Annotated in this window: 13 protein-coding genes, 2 rRNA genes and 1 pseudogene; 8 read left to right on the top strand and 8 right to left on the bottom strand. The window is 70.0% G+C overall.

Annotated elements, in window-relative coordinates; translation table 11 throughout:
- Together BLR04_RS03600 and rrf are read left to right on the top strand one after the other, a co-directional pair.
- Positions 1-112: ribosomal RNA gene (locus tag BLR04_RS03600) — 23S ribosomal RNA — on the top strand; the annotation flags it as partial.
- 77 nt (positions 113-189) lie between these two features.
- Positions 190-306 (top strand): 5S ribosomal RNA (rrf, locus tag BLR04_RS03595).
- 226 nt (positions 307-532) lie between these two features.
- On the opposite strand, the gene BLR04_RS42700 is transcribed toward rrf, so the two are convergent.
- The 3 genes and pseudogenes from BLR04_RS42700 to BLR04_RS03580 all read right to left on the bottom strand — a co-directional run bounded on the left by BLR04_RS42700 (position 533) and on the right by BLR04_RS03580 (position 3,181).
- Positions 533-1,042 carry a hypothetical protein gene (locus tag BLR04_RS42700; RefSeq protein WP_425413423.1) on the bottom strand — a complete coding sequence of 170 codons (510 nt, stop codon included), beginning with the start codon at positions 1,040-1,042 and terminating at the stop codon, positions 533-535.
- Positions 1,043-1,136: 94 nt separating this feature from the next.
- Positions 1,137-1,217 (bottom strand): annotated as a pseudogene (locus BLR04_RS42975) (hypothetical protein); the annotation flags it as partial.
- A 494-nt stretch (positions 1,218-1,711) separates the two neighbouring features.
- On the bottom strand, positions 1,712-3,181 hold the full coding sequence (locus BLR04_RS03580; RefSeq protein WP_090759434.1) for a phosphodiester glycosidase family protein: 1,470 nt from the start codon (positions 3,179-3,181) through the stop codon (positions 1,712-1,714).
- A 258-nt stretch (positions 3,182-3,439) separates the two neighbouring features.
- Here BLR04_RS03580 and trpS point away from each other — a divergent pair, with 258 nt between their 5' ends.
- On the top strand, positions 3,440-4,402 hold the full coding sequence (gene trpS, locus BLR04_RS03575; protein WP_090759432.1) for a tryptophan--tRNA ligase: 963 nt from the start codon (positions 3,440-3,442) through the stop codon (positions 4,400-4,402).
- 50 nt (positions 4,403-4,452) lie between these two features.
- On the opposite strand, the gene BLR04_RS03570 is transcribed toward trpS, so the two are convergent.
- The gene (locus BLR04_RS03570) at positions 4,453-5,670 is read right to left on the bottom strand and encodes a glycosyltransferase (RefSeq protein WP_090759430.1); all 1,218 of its coding nucleotides are present in this window, start codon (positions 5,668-5,670) and stop codon (positions 4,453-4,455) included.
- 75 nt (positions 5,671-5,745) lie between these two features.
- Here BLR04_RS03570 and BLR04_RS03565 point away from each other — a divergent pair, with 75 nt between their 5' ends.
- A complete protein-coding gene (locus BLR04_RS03565) occupies positions 5,746-6,354 on the top strand; it encodes a TetR/AcrR family transcriptional regulator (RefSeq protein ID WP_090759428.1) in 609 nt (202 codons plus the stop codon).
- Between the two features lie 4 nt (positions 6,355-6,358).
- Here BLR04_RS03565 and BLR04_RS03560 read toward each other — a convergent pair whose 3' ends face one another.
- The 3 genes from BLR04_RS03560 to BLR04_RS03550 form a co-directional block, all read right to left on the bottom strand.
- Positions 6,359-7,969, bottom strand: coding sequence for a PucR family transcriptional regulator (locus tag BLR04_RS03560; protein WP_090759426.1), 1,611 nt, complete (start codon positions 7,967-7,969; stop codon positions 6,359-6,361).
- A gap of 65 nt (positions 7,970-8,034) precedes the next feature.
- Positions 8,035-9,663, bottom strand: a complete 1,629-nt coding sequence (locus BLR04_RS03555; RefSeq protein WP_090759424.1) for an AMP-binding protein — start codon at positions 9,661-9,663, stop codon at positions 8,035-8,037.
- Positions 9,664-9,675: 12 nt separating this feature from the next.
- Entirely contained in the window at positions 9,676-10,368 is a 693-nt protein-coding gene (locus tag BLR04_RS03550; protein WP_090759422.1) for a TetR/AcrR family transcriptional regulator, read from the bottom strand.
- A gap of 56 nt (positions 10,369-10,424) precedes the next feature.
- On the opposite strand from BLR04_RS03550, the gene BLR04_RS03545 reads away from it, so the two are divergent.
- The 4 genes from BLR04_RS03545 (at position 10,425) to BLR04_RS03530 (ending at position 16,031) form a co-directional block, all read left to right on the top strand.
- Positions 10,425-11,882: an MFS transporter gene (locus BLR04_RS03545; protein WP_090759420.1), complete on the top strand. Its 1,458-nt coding sequence runs from the start codon at positions 10,425-10,427 to the stop codon at positions 11,880-11,882.
- Between the two features lie 118 nt (positions 11,883-12,000).
- Positions 12,001-13,281, top strand: a complete 1,281-nt coding sequence (locus tag BLR04_RS03540) for an aspartate aminotransferase family protein (RefSeq protein WP_090759418.1) — start codon at positions 12,001-12,003, stop codon at positions 13,279-13,281.
- Positions 13,278-14,786: a CoA-acylating methylmalonate-semialdehyde dehydrogenase gene (locus BLR04_RS03535; protein WP_090759416.1), complete on the top strand. Its 1,509-nt coding sequence runs from the start codon at positions 13,278-13,280 to the stop codon at positions 14,784-14,786. Before BLR04_RS03540 ends, BLR04_RS03535 begins: the two co-directional genes overlap by 4 nt.
- Positions 14,787-14,885: 99 nt before the next feature.
- Positions 14,886-16,031, top strand: coding sequence for an extracellular solute-binding protein (locus BLR04_RS03530; protein WP_090759414.1), 1,146 nt, complete (start codon positions 14,886-14,888; stop codon positions 16,029-16,031).
- Positions 16,032-16,104: 73 nt separating this feature from the next.
- On the opposite strand, the gene BLR04_RS03525 is transcribed toward BLR04_RS03530, so the two are convergent.
- Complete coding sequence (locus BLR04_RS03525; protein ID WP_245739992.1) at positions 16,105-16,356, bottom strand: hypothetical protein; 252 nt, start codon at positions 16,354-16,356, stop codon at positions 16,105-16,107.
- Positions 16,357-16,425: the final 69 nt, after the last annotated feature.

Here is a 16,425-nt window from a genome sequence, read left to right as displayed (position 1 = left end):
CCACCCTGTGAGGGGGTAAGGCTCCCGGTAGACGACCGGGTTGATAGGCCGGAGGTGGAAGCGCGGTAACGTGTGGAGCTGACCGGTACTAATAGGCCGAGGACTTGACCTCAAAGCAGACTTTTCTTGCTCGCGTCCACTAAGCAATTCTGAGACAGCAAACAGTGATGTTTGTGTGTTTCGGAGGGTTACGGCGGTTATGGCGGGAAGGAAACACCCGGTTACATTCCGAACCCGGAAGTTAAGCTTCTCTGCGCCGATGGTACTGCACTCGGGAGGGTGTGGGAGAGTAGGTCACCGCCGGACAATCTTTGATGAGTGAGGGGTCTCTCCTTTGGGCGGGGCCCCTCCTCTGTTTTTGTTGTGGGTCGCGCTTGTGTGGGTTGTGAGGCGCGTTGCGTGTGGGGGTTCCGCTGGTGGCGGGGCCCCTTTTTTTGTTTGTGGAGTGGCCCGTTCGGGCGGGCGTCTTTTCTCGTGTGTGGGCGGGTTCCGCCTGGTGGTGGGGCCTGTTCTGTGGTGTGGGGGTCGCTGTTCAGGCGGCCCCTTTTTTGTTTGTAGGGGTTCTGCTGGTGGTGGGGCCCGCTTCTGCGTTTTGGGGTCTGCTGTTGGGGCGGGCCTCTTCTTTAGTTGGTGGGGGTGGCTCGTTCGGGCGGGCGCTCTTTTGGTGTGTTGTGGGGGTCGGGTGATTGGGGTGCCCCTTTTGCGTTTGCGGTGGGTGTGCCGCTGAGTCGCTCCTTCGGGTGTTTGCGAGGAGGATCCGCTGGTGAGGGCCGGCCTCCTTTGGTTTGTGGGGCGCTGCTCGGGTGGGGACTGCTTGTGTCTGATGGTCAGGGTGACCGGGTTGCGAGCGGGCTGCTGTCGGACACGTTCTTGCCTCGTACGAACGGAAGCAGGCGCTCCGCCTCCTCTCCAAGGCCGCCTGATCGAGCGTGGACAGCGGGCGGAACGGAGTGAGGCACAGGGTGCCGCCTTCGAGGGACCATGTTCCGTGTACGTGGCCGTTCACCAGGAAGGTAGGCCGTACTTGTGCCCGGCCGGGCATCACGTGTTTTCAGTCCTCGTGGCTGATGATGCGGGTCGGCGTGACAGAGCAGGGCATTGTCGAAGGCGGGTAGCAGTCGCACGAGGGCGGGTGCTTCGGGGCCGGGCAGTTCCGCGTCGGTCAGGTCGTTCAGGTTCTTGCCGTCGGAGTCGCGGTGATGGCGTAGCTCGGCCATGTCGGAGACGATCTCGCCGAGGCGGAGCGTGAGGTCGAACCGCACCGCCTGGTCGCCCTCGGCGGACGCTGGTACCTGGTCGCCTATGACCTGACCCGGAACGACTGGCGAAGCTTCCGCCTCGACCGGCTGACCGAGCCGGTCAGCACTGGCTCGCGCTTCCGACTGCGGCCACTGCCGGCCAAGAACGCCGTGGCCTTCGTTCAGGTCGCCGGCCGGAGCCTCGGTGCCGTACACGGTCCAGGCGCTCGGCCACGCCCCGGCGACCCCGGGTACAGCGGGCGGTTGGCCAGTGGGGCACGATCGAACCGCTCAATGACGACATCTGCCGGATTGCGGTCGCTGCGCTGCGGGTGGGGGGTTGGTGTCCGTCATGCTCGGGGCGGGTCCCCCCACGCTCGGGACGGGTCCCTCATGCTCGGGATCGGGTACGCCGAGATCGGGGTGGGGTCCGCCGGGCTCGGGGGTGGGCGAGGCCGGCGGACCGTGTCCGGTCAGGTGGGGAGGACCAGGAGGGCGTCGCCGATGGCGCGTTCGGCGCCGTCCGAGGGGCGGTTGACGACTTTCCTGCCGACCACCATGGCGGTCGAGCCGCCGCCGTCCAGGTTGATCGCCTGGGTGGCGCCCAGCCAGCGCATGAACTGGGCGGCCTCCACGAAGTTCGCTCCGATGGTGTCGCCGGGGCGGCGTCCGTCGATGGTGGCCAGGATCAGGCTGCCGTCCTTCGTCGTGCCGAGCAGGGTGCGGGGGTGGCGGCGGAGGATCATGTTCATCGAGTTGTGGCCGTCGCGCTTGGCGGTGATCGCGATCCTGCCGTTGCGTACGAGGCCGACGCTGCCCGCCATCACGTGCAGGTCCGGGGTCAGTTCGATGGCCCGCCGCGTACGGAGGTCGACGAGCTTGGTGTCGACGGCGACGGTCCAGTCCTGCCAGGCGTGCTCGTTCAGCCAGTCGCCGGCCACGCCGTTGCCGTGGAGCACGCGGGTGCCCCGCGGGACGGCGGCGCCGGAGGTGCGCAGGCGGATGACCTTGCCGGTGGGGTCGAGGACGGCGTCGGTGCCGCCGGTGGGCGTCTTGGCGCCGTACTCCTCCGTGTAGAGGATCAGTTCGTCGGTGGCCGCGGCCCGGTTGACGCCGTCCACCTTGGCCTTCGTGCCGTCCTGCGAGGTGGCGGTGACCCTGGTCTCCAGTTCGGTGATCTTCGCCGTACGGCCCTTGAGCACGACGGCGGACCGGCCGGGCACGGCCTCGCTGAGCAGCCGTCCCCCCACCACGGACACGCCGACCGGCTCGCCGCGCAGCGCCGGGGAGGTGTGGATGTTGAAGAAGCCGCCGTTGATGCCGACCAGGGCCTTGCTCGCCCTGACCATCGACGAGACGGTCTCGCGCTTGGCGACGCTCGTGCCGACCGAGGCCGCGTACGAGCCGCGGAACCTCCTGGGGTCGATGATGACGACTCTGGCGTCCCAGGGGCCGGTGGTCTTCAGTCCGTCGTCGCCGAGGTAGTCGAGCTTGACCTTGAACCCGGCCTCCTTGAACTCTTCGGCCGCCTTCTCCGCCTTCTTCTTGTGCTTGAAGGGCCACAGGCCGACGCGGACCATGTAGACGGTCTGGGCCGGGGCGTCGGCGACCGCCGGGCGGATCACCTCCTGGAGGCTGGGGCTCTCCCCGGCCGCCGCCTCCACCTCGGCGGCGACGAGTTCGGCCGTCGCGAGCGAGCCGTAGTCGAGGCCGTTCGGCATGAGGAAGGTGAGGGTGTAGCCGTCGGTGTGCGTGCCGGCCTTCACGGTGTACAGGTTGATGCCCTGCGACACGGCGGTCATCGTCTTGGTCGGCACGGGCCGGTTGCCCAGCGGGAAGTTGGCCGACGGGAACCCCACCGTCCGCTCCGCCTCCGCGGGCAGGGTGGTGAGGGTGACTGCCGTAGCCATGGCCAGGCCGCCGGCGAGGATGCGTCGAGACATGAACTCTCCAGATGGCGCTAAGGGACCGCACCATACTGGCGAGATCAAGGTCTCATGGTCGGGAGAACGCGCTAAAGGTGTCGAGAGGTTACGAGATCGACACTCGTAGCGATGTAGGATTTGGCTCGTGACTTACCGCCGTATCTGCATGTGGTGGCGGCCGCTCGACGGCCGCTGACCTGACCTGCGTGGCCGTCCCTGGGACGGCCCTCCTGATACGGCCCTCTCCGGGACGGTGTGATCCCAAGGAGAGAACTCATGAACGACGTCGTACTCACGGGCGACCGCCCTACCGGGCCCCTGCATCTCGGCCACTATTTCGGCTCGCTGGCCAACCGGGTCATGCTGCAGGACAAATACCCCATGTACGTGCTGATCGCCGACTATCAAGTGATCACCGACCGCGATCGGCCGGGGGAGATCCAGCGGCACACGACCGGGCTGCTGCTCGACTACCTGGCCGTCGGCATCGACCCGGCCAAGGCGACCGTCTTCCGGCACAGCGCGATCCCCGAGCTGAACCAGCTGCTGCTGCCGTTCCTGAGCCTGGTGTCGGTGGCCGAGCTGCGGCGCAACCCCACGGTGAAGGACGAGATCGCGCACAGCTCGCAGGCGGTCGTGAGCGGCCTGATGTTCACGTATCCGGTGCACCAGGCCGCCGACATCCTGTTCTGCAAGGGCACGCTGGTGCCGGTGGGCAAGGACCAGCTCCCGCACGTCGAGGTGACCAGGACGGTGGCGCGGCGCTTCAACGAGCGGTACGGCCCGGTGTTCCCGCTGCCGGAGGCGCTGATGGGCGAGCAGCCGGTGTTGAAGGGTCTCGACGGCGGCAAGATGAGCAAGAGCCGCGGCAACGCGATCGCTCTGTCGGCCACCGAGGACGAGACGGCGGCCCTCATCAGGAAGGCCCGTACCGACTCCGAGCGCCTGATCACGTTCGACGAGGAGCGCCGTCCGGAGGTGGCCAACCTGCTCACGCTGGCCGGGCTGTGTCTGGGCCGTTCGCCGCGTGAACTCGCCGACGAGATCGGCGACGGCGGCGCCGCCCAGCTCAAGCGGGTGGCGACGGAGGCGGTCAACGAGTTCCTGCGTCCGATCAGGCGTTGCCGGGCGGAGTACACCGAGGCCGACGCCCGGCAGATCCTCGCCGAGGGCAACGTCAAGGCCCGGGAGCGGGCCGTGCGCACGCTGGACGAGGTGCAGGCCGCGATGGGGTTCTAGCGCGCCGGCGCCACTGACTCGCTGCGGCAGCCCGCCACCTCGCGCGCTCGTCATTTCGGTCGGTGGGTGACGTGGAGCCGGTCGACGGCGTCGATGACGGGCGCCGCGCCGTCCTCCGCCGAGATCTGGACCGCGAGGGCTCGGGCCCGCTGCCGGTAGGCGCGGTCGGTGACCGCGGTGGTGAGCGCGGCGGCCAGCCGCGCGGGAGTCAGGCGGCGGTATGGGATCGCGGCCGGGGCCACGCCGAGTGCTGTCAGTCTGGACGCCCAGAACGGCTGGTCGTTCATGACCGGTACGGCCACGGCGGGCACGCCCGCCCGCACGCCGTTCCCGGTGGTGCCGCTCCCGCAGTGGTGGGCGACGGCGGCCATGCGGGGGAACAGCCAGTCGTGCGGCACATCGCCGATCGCCAGCACGTCGTCCGAGACGAGTCCCCGCGGGCCGGTCTGCAGCACGCCGCGCAGCCCGGCCCGCCGCAGCGCCTGTACGGCCAGTTCCGTGTACTGTTCGGCCCGCCATTCCGCGAGGCTGCCGAAGCCGACGAAGACAGGTGCGGTGCCCGATGCCAGGAAGTCGAGCAGCATAGGATCCGGCTGCCAGTTCCGCGGCCGGGGCGGCCACCAGTATCCGGTGATCTCCAGTCCTGGTCGCCAGTCGGCGGGGCGGGGCAGCACCCGTGGGCTGACTCCGTGGAAGACCGGCCAGCGCGTTCTCTCGCGGTTCCGGTAGAGGACACGTGGGGTCGTCGGGGGGAGCCCCAGCCTGGCTCGCATCCTCGCGCTCAGCCCGGCGATCATCGGGCCGGCGACGGGCACCTCGAAGGTGAGCCGGGCTGCCGTGCGGTTCCCCCAGCGTCCGAGTGATCGGCGGAAGACGCTCATGATGGGCGGGAAGTCGCCCGTGGGGTCGATCGGTTGCAGGTGCACCCCCATGCTCGGTACGCCCATCGCCTCGGCGACGTGACGGCCGAGCGCGCCCGCCGCGCCGAGCAGGAGCAGGTCGGCGTCGTGCTCGGCGAGTCCGGCCAGGCCCTCGACGAGGTGGTCGCTGTACTCCCGGTAGGCGCTGAGGGAGAAGCGGCCGGTCAGTGCGGAGAGCGGATCTCCGGGAAGGGGCACGATGTCCAGGTCCGCGTCGGTCGCCGGTTTGGTGTACGGCTGGTGCGCGGCGATCGTCACCTCGTGCCCGGCCTCGCGTAACCGTGCTCCCAGCCCCGCGTAGGGCGCCACGTCTCCGAGTGTGCCGACTCCGATGATCAGGATGCGCATCCGGTCTCCCTGTCGTCGCGGTTTGTCATACAGTCGCATGATAAAAAGCAGCGACGGTTTTTACCATGCACTCGCATGAGAAAGTGGCGGGAGATGCCGAAGATCGTTGATCACGACGCCCGGCGGCGGCACATCGCCGAGGCCGTGCACCGCGTCATCCACGACAAGGGCATGGAGAGCGTCAGCCTCAGGGAGGTCGCCGCCGAGGCCGGCATGTCGATGGGCGCGGTGCAGTACTACGTCACCACGAAGGATCAGATGCTGCTGCTGGCGCTGGAGCGCATCGGGATCTGGATCGGGGAGCGGGTGGCGGCCGTCGTCGCGGGCCGGCCGACGCCGCTCGACGTGCTGCGGGCGGTCGTGCTGGAGCTGCTGCCACTGGACGAGGAGCGCCGCTACCTGAACCGGGTCGGGCTGGCGTTCCAGGCGAGTTCGGTGACGGTCGAGAACCAGGCGGCGGCGATGCGGATGGGGTATCCGCTTCTGCTGTCCTTCCTCGCCGAGCAGATCAGGGCCGCTCAGGCCGCCGGGCAACTCGCCGCCCACCTGGACGCCGCCAAGGAGGCGAGCATCCTGTACGCCTTCGCGCAGGGCATCGTGAACGCCACGCTGGTCGGGCACTACACGCCCGAGGAGGTGGCGGCGTTGCTCGATCACCACCTGGCGCGGCTACGCGCGGGGTGATGCGTCAGCGGTTGTCTCTGCGGAACGACTCGAGGGCGAGGAGTGCCACGTGCAGGGACAGGCACGATTCGACGTCGTCGAGGTCGGTGTCGAGGATGCGTTCGAGGCGGCGCAGGCGGTCGTAGAAGGCGGGCCTGGACAGGTGGGCCTTCTGCGCGGCGACCGCCTTGTTGCGTCCTGAGTCGAGGTAGACGCGCAGGATGCGGGTCAGGTCGCCGCCGCGCTGGGCGTCGTGGGCCAGCAGCGCGCCGAGCTCTCGCTCGGCGAACGTCTGCAGCCGCGCGTCGTCGCGGAGCAGGTGGAGCAGGCCGCGCAGGCGGAGGTCGGGCAGGCGGTAGACGGCCCGGCCGTCGGGCTGGCGTACCGCAACGTCGGCCACCTGCTCGGCCTCGAGGAAGCTGCGGCGTACGTCGCGCAGCGACTCCACCACCGAGCCCGCGGCGAGGACGAACGGCGAGTGCCACAACGTGCCGAGCCGTTCCGACAGGGCGTTCAGTGCGGGGTCGGCCTGGACGCGCGGCGGCAGCGGCAGCAGCACCCCGATGCGCTCCTGGTCGAGCGCGCCGACGAGGGCGGGCAGGCGCTCGTCGCGGCAGGCGGCGGCGGTCGCCTCGCCCAGTTCGCCCAGCTGGGCGTGTCCGTCGAGCGCCTGGTCGGCCGACTCGGTGGGCCGGATCACCAGGCTCACCAGCCGGCGGCCGGTCAGGGGCACGCCGACCGCTCTGGCGCGGGCCGCGGCCTCCTCGGGGTCGGCGTAGGCGTGCGTCAGGATGCCGGTGATGATCGTGCCGTGGGCCTGGCGTTCGAGCGACTCCTGGTGGCGTTCGAGCAGGCGGCCGAGGGCGAGCGTGGTGGCGGCGCGTTCGGCGAGCACCACGTCGCGCGGCGTGGGCGGCCTGTCGTACAGGAGGATCAGCCGACCCCAGTCCTGCCCGCGCGCGCCGACCATGGTCACGAGCCAGCCGGAGGCGGGGTCGTACGCCGTGCGCTCGGCCGGCGCGACGGCCCGTGACCTGGTCTCCCACCCGGCCAGCAGGGTGCCCGCGTCGCGTCCGGCCGACTCGCAGGCCAGCACCTGGTGGGCGAGGTTCTCCAGCAGTACGGGCCGGCCGGACAGCCGCGAGACCTGGGCCAGCACCTCGGCGGGAGGGGCACCCTCGACGGACAGCTCGGTGAAGACCTCGTGCAGCTGGTCGGAGGCGCGCAGCTCCTCCAGCTGGATGTCGATGATCCGGGCGTGGACGGATTCGGTGATCTGCACGAACGGCGTCTCGCGCTCGAGCACGATGAGCGGCAGGCCGAGTTCCTCGGCCGACTTGACCACGGCCCGGGGCAGGTCGCGGACGAACTTGCGGCCCAGTTCGACGATCAGCCCGGCGGCGCCGACCTGGGAGAGCTCGCTGATGTAGTCGGCGAGCTTCTCGGGGTCGTCGGGCAGGGCGACGCCTGTGGTGAGCACGAGCTCCCCGCCGCGAAGCAGATGGGCGATGTCGGCGATCTCGCCGACGTGCACCCACCGCACCTTGGAGTCGAGCCGGTCGGCGCCCGCGACGACGCGCGGGCTTCCCCGGCGTACGGTCTCCAGAGCGAGGACGTCGGCGATGGTGGGCAGCACGGGGCAGAGCTTAGCTGATCACGTTGACCGGACGACGATAGGGAAATCCCACTTTGTGTCCCTTTTCATGAAACGAGGTCCTCCTCCCGGAATTCGCGCTGAGGCCCGCGGGCGCGGAGCTCGACGCGACGGATCTTGCCGGAGATGGTCTTCGGCAGCTCGTCGAACTCCAGCCGGCGCACCCGCTTGTACGGCGCGAGCTCCCGGCGGCTGTGCTCGAAGATCGACCGCGCGGTCTCCTCGCCGGGCTCGAACCCCGGGGCGAGGGTCACGTACGCCTTGGGCACGGCCAGACGCACCGGGTCGGGGAAGGGGACGACGGCGGCCTCGGCGACCGCAGGGTGCTCCAGCAGCACGCTCTCCAGCTCGAACGGCGAGATGCGGTAGTCGGAGGCCTTGAACACGTCGTCGGTGCGGCCCACGTACGTGATGTAGCCGTCGGCGTCACGGGTGGCGACGTCGCCGGTGTGGTAGACCCCGTCGCGCATCGCCGCACCCGATCCACCGACATATCCCGCCATGAGGCCGAGGGGGCGGCGGTCGTCCAGCGGCAGGCAGATCTCGCCGTCGTCGCCCTGCTCGCCGGTGACCGGGTCGACGAGCACCACCTCGTAGCCGGGCAGGGGCCGTCCCATGGAGCCGGGTTTGACGGGTTCGCCGAGGGCGTTGCCGATCTGCGCGGTGGTCTCGGTCTGGCCGTAGCCGTCGCGGATCGTGATGCCCCACGCCTGGGCCACCTGGTCGATGATCTCGGGGTTGAGCGGCTCGCCGGCGGCGAGGGCCGTGCGCAGCCGCAGCTGCCAGGCGGAGAGGTCTTCCTGGATGAGCATCCGCCACACGGTCGGCGGCGCGCAGAACGTGCTGACCTGCTCGTCGCGCAGCACTTCCAGCAGCGCGGGCGCGGAGAAGCGCCGGTAGTCGTGGATCAGCACGGTGGCGCCGGCGTTCCAGGGCGCGAACACGTTGCTCCACGCGTGCTTGGCCCAGCCCGGCGAGGACACGTTGAGGTGCACCTCGCCCGGCCGTACCCCGATCCAGAACATGGTCGACAGGTGGCCCGCCGGGTAGGAGGCGTGCGTGTGCTCGACCAGTTTCGGCTGGGACGTGGTGCCGGAGGTGAAGTAGAGCAACAGCGTGTCGCCGGCCCGCGTCGGCCCGTCGGGGGTGAAGGTCTCGGACGCGTCGTACGCCTCGTGGTACGGCAGCCAGCCGCCGGCCTCCCCGACGGCGATCCTGGTGAACGCGCCGGGCCCGACCTTGCCCGCGTCGGAGGCGTTGACGAGCACGTGCGAGACGCCGCCGCGCTCGATCCGCTCGGTGACGTCCTTGGCGGTCAGCAGCGGCGTGGCGGGGATGACGACGGCGCCCAGCTTCATCGCGGCGAGCAGCGCCTCCCACAGCTCGGCCTGGTTGCCGAGCATGAGCAGGACACGGTCGCCACGGCGTACGCCCTGCTCGCGCAGCCAGTTGGCGACCTGGTTGGAGCGGGCGGACAGGGCGGCGAAGGTGTACGAGGCGCTGCTGTCTCCCACGATCTTGAGCGCGACGGCGTCGGGGGTCTCGGCGGTCAGCACGCCGTCGAACCAGTCGAGCGCCCAGTTGAAGTCCGTGAGCTCGGGCCAGCGGAAGTCGCGGCGGGCGGTGGCGGGGTCGGCGCCGAGAAGGAGGTCGCGGGCGGCACGGAATTCGCTCATGCCCGGATCCTGCTACGTCGTCAGCCGCCGCTCAAGACCGTCGAGCATCGACAACAGCCCGAAATCGAAACAGAGCTCACGTACGGTGCGCGGATCCTCGTAGGCGTCCATCTCGACGCTCTCGAGCATCTCGGGGTAGTCGGCGGCAACCTTGCGCACGGCGGCCCGCAGCTCGTCGGGGTCGTGCTGGGCCTCGCCCATCGTGGTGTCCCAGGCGACCTCGGGGATCGTCATGCCGAACACGTACGCGGTGAGCGTGGCGGTGGCGAAGTCGACGGTCGTGCCCGTGAACCCGGCGACCTTGAACATTCGGCGCATCGCGTCGGAGACACGCATGGCGTTCGGGCCGAGGGCGGGCAGGCGGCCGATGAGGTCGGCCGACCAGGGGTGGCGCAGGATGACCTGGCGCATGCTGTGGGCCAGGGCGGAGACGGCGTCGCGCCAGCCGACGCCGTCGGGGTCGTGGGCCGTCATCTCGCCCCACACCTGGTCGTAGGCGAGTTCCAGCAGTTCGTCCTTGGTGGCGACGTACCAGTAGAGGCTGGTGGCGCCGGCGCCCAGTTTGGCGCCGAGCTTGCGCATGCTCAGCCCGTCGAGCCCCTCCCTGTCGAGCAGTTCGACCGCGGCGCCGACGATCTCGTCGCGGCTGCGCCCGGGGCTGCCGGACCTGCGCGGCTCGCGGAGCCAGACGGAGGTGAACTGCATGCACTCAAGAATAAATCCACTCGCACACTGTGCGAGGATTCTCGTACAGTGTGCGAGTGAACTCGAACACTGTACGAGACCCCCGTCGCTGGTGGATCCTCGGCGCCCTCTGCCTGACGCTGCTCGTCCTGGTCGTCGACAACACCGTGCTGACCCTGGCCATCCCGTCGCTCGACCAGGAGCTCGGCGCGACGCCGTCCGACATCCAATGGATCATCGACGCGTACGTGCTGGCCTTCGCGGGGCTGCTCATCACCGCGGGCAGCTTGTCCGACAAGTACGGCCGCCGCCGGTTCCTCGTCATCGGCCTGATCCTCTTCGGCGGCGCGTCGCTGCTCGCCGTGCTCGTCACCGAGCCCTGGCAGCTCATCGCCGCCCGAGCCCTGATGGGCGTCGGCGGCTCGCTCGTCATGCCGTCCACGTTGTCGATCCTCATGACCGTCTTCGACGACACCGAGCGGCGCAAGGCGATGGCCGCCTGGAGCGCCGTGGCCCTCGTCGGCATGGTGTCCGGCCCGACCTTGGGCGGCCTGCTGCTGGAGCACTACTGGTGGGGCTCGGTCTTCCTGCTGAACGTCCCGATCGCGGCGATCGCCGTCGTGGCCGCGATCGTCCTGATGCCCGAGACGCGCAGCGAGGGCAGGACGCTCGACCCGGTCGGCGTGGTGCTGTCCATCACCGGACTGACCTCGGCCGTCTACGTGATCATCGAGCGCGAGTGGAACGTCCCGGTCATCGCGCTCGCGGTCGTCGCCCTCGCCGCCTTCGTGCTCTGGGAGCGCCGCCGCGCCCAGCCCATGCTGCCGCTGTACCTGTTCGCCAACCGCAACTTCAGCGGGGCGTCGTTCTCGATCCTGCTGATGTCGTTCGGCGCGGGCGCCGTGATGCTGATGCTCACCCAGTACCTGCAGCACGTCCTCGGGTACGCCGAGATGCAGGCGGGGCTCGCCATGCTGCCGTACGCGGTGGCGGCGGCCGTCTGCAACGGCGTGGGCGCCGCGCTCGCGCAGAAGGTCAGCAACCGGACCCTGATCGGGGCCGGGCTGCTGCTCATGGCCGCGGGCTTCGTCGTCATGGCCATGACGACCGGCTACCCGCTGCTGTTCACCGCTCTGGTGATCATGGGTGTCGGCGGCGGACTCGCCGGGCCTTCGGCGTACGCCTCGCTCATGGGGGCTATCCCGCTGGAGCACGCCGGCGTCGGTTCGGCGCTCAACGACACCGTCCAGCAGGTCGGCATGGCGCTGAGCATCGCCGTGCTGGGCAGCGTGCTGGCCGGGAGGTACACCGGGGAGATGCCCGCCGGGCTGCCCGAGGCCGCCAGGGAGTCGATCGGGGCCGCGCACCTCCTTGGCTTCGCCGAGCAGGGCGACGCGGCCTTTACCTCGGCGATGCACCTCGGCTCGTGGGTGGGGGCCGCGTTCTGCGTGGCCGCGGCGCTGCTGGCGGTCGGCGTGCTGCGTCCGCAACCAGCCCCTGCTCCGCGTCCGGAGTCGGAGAACGCCCCCGTCTGACATCCTCACTTGGGCGAACCGGGCAGGCGGCGGTAGTTTGCAAGATGTAACGCTTTTCTCGGCTGTGCCGACAGGATGCACATAGGCCGAGGACGACAGGGGACGGGATACTCGGTACATGTCGGAGCTTCTCGCGCGCCATCGGGCAGTGATGCCCAACTGGCTGGCGCTCAACTACAACGAGCCGATCGAAATCGTCAGCGGCAAGGGCAACAGGGTCGTCGACGCCGACGGCAAGAGTTATCTCGACTTCTTCGCCGGGATCCTCACCAACATGATCGGCTATGACGTCCCGGAGGTGCGCGAGGCGGTCGAACGCCAGATCGCCACGGGCGTGGTGCACACCAGCACCGCCTACCTCCTGCGGGGCCAGGTCGAGCTGGCGGAGAAGATCGCTCGGCTCTCCGGCATCCCCGACGCCAAGGTCTTCTTCACCAACTCCGGCACCGAGGCCAACGAGACCGCGCTGCTGCTGGCCACGTACGCGCGTAAGAGCGACCAGGTGCTGGCCATGCGCCAGAGCTACCACGGCCGCAGCTTCGGGGCCATCAGCGTGACCGCGAACCGGGCCTGGAAGAACAACTCGTTCTCGCCGCTCAACGTGCACTTCCTGCACGGCACCGACCGGCACCTCACCCAGTTCAAGGGTCTGTCGGACGCCGACTACGTCAAGGCGTGCGTCGACGACCTGCGCCACGTGCTGGCCACCGCGGTCGCCAACGACGTGGCGGCGCTGATCGCCGAGCCGATCCAGGGCGTCGGCGGGTTCACCATGGCCCCCGACGGCCTGTTCGCCGCCTACAAGGAGGTCCTCGACGAGCAGGGCATCCTGTTCATCTCCGACGAGGTGCAGACCGGCTGGGGACGGACGGGCAGCGCGTTCTTCGGCATCCAGAACCACGGCGTGACGCCCGACATGCTCACGTTCGCCAAGGGCCTCGGCAACGGCTTCGCGGTCGGCGGCGTCGTGGCCCGCGGCGACCTGATGGACGCCCCGCACGCCGTGGGCCTGTCCACGTTCGGCGGCAACCCCATCTCCATGGCGGCCGCCAACGCCACCCTCGACTACGTCCTCGACCACGACCTCCAGGCCAACGCCGCCCGTACCGGTGAGATCATCATCAGCGGGCTCAGGGCGGCGGCCGAGCGGCTGTCCGTGGTCAAGGAGGTCCGCGGCAAGGGCCTGATGTTCGCCGTCGACCTCGAGTCGCCGCAGCAGGCCGCGCGGTTCATGGAGGAGACCAAGAAGGCGGGCCTGCTCGCCGGCAAGGGCGGCCTGTACGGCACCGCCATCCGCATGGCCCCGCCGCTCACCCTGTCGGTGGACGAGGCCACCGAGGGGCTCGGCATCATCGTCGACGCCCTCGAGACCATCGACGCGGAGGCGGCGCAGCAGTGAAGTCGGTCAAGCACTGGATCAACGGGGCTCTCGCCGACGGCGACTCCGCCCGTACCGCCGAGATCTTCAACCCGGCCACCGGCGAGGTGAGCGGGCACGTCGCGCTGGCCTCCGCCGCCGACGTGGACGCCGCCGTGGCGGCGGCCGTCGCCGCCTTCCCCGCCTGGCGGGACGCGTCGCTGGTCAAGCGCTCGCAGGTGCTGTTCCGCTTCCGCGAGCTCATGTACGCCCACCGCGACGAGCTGGCCGCCCTCATCTCCGCCGAGCACGGCAAGGTGCACTCCGACGCGCTCGGCGAGGTGGCCCGCGGCCTCGAGGTCGTCGAGTTCGCCTGCGGCATTCCGCACCTGCTCAAGGGCGGCTTCTCCGAGGGCGTCTCGACCCGGGTCGACTCGTACTCGCTGCGTCAGCCGCTCGGCGTCGTGGCCGGCATCACGCCGTTCAACTTCCCGGCCATGGTGCCGATGTGGATGTACCCGATCGCGATCGCGTGCGGCAACGCGTTCATCCTCAAGCCTTCGGAGAAGGACCCGTCGGCGTCGCTGCTCATGGCGCGCCTGTGGCAGGAGGCCGGGCTGCCCGACGGCGTCTTCTCCGTCGTGCAGGGCGACAAGGTGGCCGTCGACCGGCTGCTGGAGCACCCCGACGTGAGCGCTGTCTCGTTCGTCGGCTCCACCCCGATCGCCCGGTACGTCTACGAGACCGGCACCGCGCACGGCAAGCGGGTGCAGGCTCTCGGCGGCGCCAAGAACCACATGCTCGTGCTGCCCGACGCCGACCTCGACCTGGTGGCCGACTCCGCGGTGTCGGCCGGGTTCGGCTCGGCGGGCGAGCGCTGCATGGCGATCTCGGTCGTGCTCGCCGTCGACCCGGTCGGTGACGAGCTCGTGCAGAAGATCGTCGAACGGGTCGACCGCCTGGTGACGGGCCCCGGCGACGACCCGAAGGCCCAGATGGGCCCGCTCGTCAGTGGGCCGCACCGCGACAAGGTGGCCTCCTACCTCGACCTCGGCGTCGAGGAGGGCGCCAAGCTGGTGGTCGACGGCCGTGAGACCCCGGTGCTCGGCGGCGGCAAGGCGTCGCACACGCCCGGCTTCTGGCTCGGGCCGACCGTGCTCGACCACGTGCCCGTGGGCTCGCGCACCCACGTCGAGGAGATCTTCGGGCCGGTGCTGTCGATCGTCCGCGTCTCCTCGTACGAGGAGGGCCTCGAGGTGATCAACGGCGGCCTGTACGGCAACGGCACGGCGATCTTCACCAACGACGGCGGCGCGGCCCGGCGCTTCCAGAACGAGGTCGAGGTCGGCATGGTCGGCATCAACGTGCCGATCCCGGTGCCGATGGCCTTCTACAGCTTCGGCGGCTGGAAGGCGTCGCTGTTCGGTGACACCCACGTGCACGGCACCGAGGGCGTGCACTTCTACACCCGCGGCAAGGTCGTCACCTCGCGCTGGCTCGACCCCTCGCACGGTGGCGTCAACCTGGGCTTCCCCACCAACAAGTGACGCACACGAACGGGTAAGCGACGATTCGGGCCGGGAGGGACCGCGGGTCCCTCCCGGCGTCATCCCCGGTAAGCTCCAGCACACGGACAAGGGGGACTCGTGAATCGTCGCCGTACTTTCGCCCTGGCGCTGGCCGTGACGGCGCTGGCCTCCGGCGTGGGCGCGGCCCGATCCACCCCCACTCCCACCCCGACGCCGAGCGTCTCTCCCTCGGGCACCCCCACGCCGGGCCCCGTGCCGAGCGCCACGCAGAGCGACGGCACCCTGCAGATCCTCACCTACCGCGGCTACGCCGAGTACGGCAGCGTCAGCCCCCGGGTCAACTGGGTCGGGTCGTTCGAGAAGGAGACCGGCTGCCGCATCGCGCGGCTCGACATCGCGCAGACCGCCGAAGAGCTCGCCGCCCGGGTCGACGACCGGCCCTACGACGTCATCACCGCGGGGCCCGTCCTTTCGGCCGACCTCATCGACGCCAAGAAGGTCCAGCCGATCGACCCGGCCAAGGTGAGCGGCTACACCGACCTCGACAAGCGCTTCCGCGACATGACCACGGTGTCGGGCAAGGTCTACGGGGTGCCGTACCTGTGGGCGTACCACGAGTACGTCTACGACTCCACCAAGGTGCGGAAGCCGTCGGTTGAGCAGGTGTACACGTCCGAGCGGTCGGTGCTGCGCGACAGCCCGCTGACGATCGCCGACGCGGCGCTGGCCGAGGGTACGGTGGAGCGGCCGTACGAGCTGGGCAAGGACGAGCTCGACCGGGCGGCGGAGCTGCTGGAGCGGCAGAAGGACCGCACCTACTGGCGCAACCCGATCGACCTGGTGAAGGGGTTCGCGACGAAGGCGCTCGACTACGCGCAGGTGACCCCGTACCAGCGGCTGCTGTTGCAGAAGTCCGGCCTGCCGGTGCGGACGCTGAAGACCGGCGAGACCACCGGATGGGCCGACTCGTGGATGCTCGGGGCGCATGTCCCCGACACCACCTGCGCCTACCGGTGGCTCAACTGGGTGACTTCGGCCGACGCGCAGCGCGACGCGGCGGCGTGGGTGGGCATGGCGCCCGCCAACCACAAGGCGTGCAAGGGGCGGGCCAGGCCGATGTGCGAGCTGTACGGGGTGGGGGACGACGACCGTCTCGCCAAGGTGGCGTTCGCGGAGCGCCCGCCGGGCGCCTGCCGCACGGACGGCGGTAAGTGCCCGGGCTACGACGCCTGGGCCGAGCGGTGGAGCGACCTGATCGAGTAGGCCTGGCCGCTCATCGGCGCGGCGGAAAGCCGGGCGACGAACCAGCCGGGCGACGGATCAGCCGGGCGACGGATCAGCGGGACGGGAAGGCGACCACGGTGGCCGCTGGTTCCGGCAGGAGGGCCTCGGCGCAGTCGCCGCAGGCCAGCACGGTCGCGTTGTCGGGCAGCCGCCCGACGCGGACGCGCGGCCGTGGCCACCTCTTGTGGCAGACGACGCAGGCGTCGCCGTCGCGCTGAGCTCCGGTCAAACCTTCGGGGTCGAACGTCAACGTGCTCTGCGCCGTCCCGGCCGGACCCCAGTTCATCACGCTCCCGCGAGCCATCGCCCCTCCCTACGTCGGATCCGTTATAACCCTGACTGCGGCCAAGAGCGTTTAGCTGAGCGTCAAGTC

This window comes from Nonomuraea maritima (genome assembly GCF_900100395.1).
In the GTDB taxonomy this organism is placed as follows: Bacteria; Actinomycetota; Actinomycetes; order Streptosporangiales; family Streptosporangiaceae; genus Nonomuraea; species Nonomuraea maritima.
Note: the sequence above shows the minus strand (reverse complement) of the source record. Positions and strands in the feature narration are given on the sequence as shown.

What these genes read in the sequence shown, in the direction of transcription:
- trpS (WP_090759432.1), top strand. Translation starts at nt 3,440, where the DNA reads ATGAACGACGTCGTACTCACGGGCGACCGCCCTACCGGGCCCCTGCAT.
- BLR04_RS03565 (WP_090759428.1), top strand. Translation starts at nt 5,746, where the DNA reads ATGAGAAAGTGGCGGGAGATGCCGAAGATCGTTGATCACGACGCCCGG.
- BLR04_RS03580 (WP_090759434.1), bottom strand. Translation starts at nt 3,181, where the DNA reads ATGTCTCGACGCATCCTCGCCGGCGGCCTGGCCATGGCTACGGCAGTC.
- BLR04_RS03525 (WP_245739992.1), bottom strand. Translation starts at nt 16,356, where the DNA reads ATGGCTCGCGGGAGCGTGATGAACTGGGGTCCGGCCGGGACGGCGCAG.
- BLR04_RS03570 (WP_090759430.1), bottom strand. Translation starts at nt 5,670, where the DNA reads ATGCGCATCCTGATCATCGGAGTCGGCACACTCGGAGACGTGGCGCCC.
- BLR04_RS03540 (WP_090759418.1), top strand. Translation starts at nt 12,001, where the DNA reads ATGTCGGAGCTTCTCGCGCGCCATCGGGCAGTGATGCCCAACTGGCTG.
- BLR04_RS03555 (WP_090759424.1), bottom strand. Translation starts at nt 9,663, where the DNA reads ATGAGCGAATTCCGTGCCGCCCGCGACCTCCTTCTCGGCGCCGACCCC.
- BLR04_RS42700 (WP_425413423.1), bottom strand. Translation starts at nt 1,042, where the DNA reads ATGCCCGGCCGGGCACAAGTACGGCCTACCTTCCTGGTGAACGGCCAC.
- BLR04_RS03550 (WP_090759422.1), bottom strand. Translation starts at nt 10,368, where the DNA reads ATGCAGTTCACCTCCGTCTGGCTCCGCGAGCCGCGCAGGTCCGGCAGC.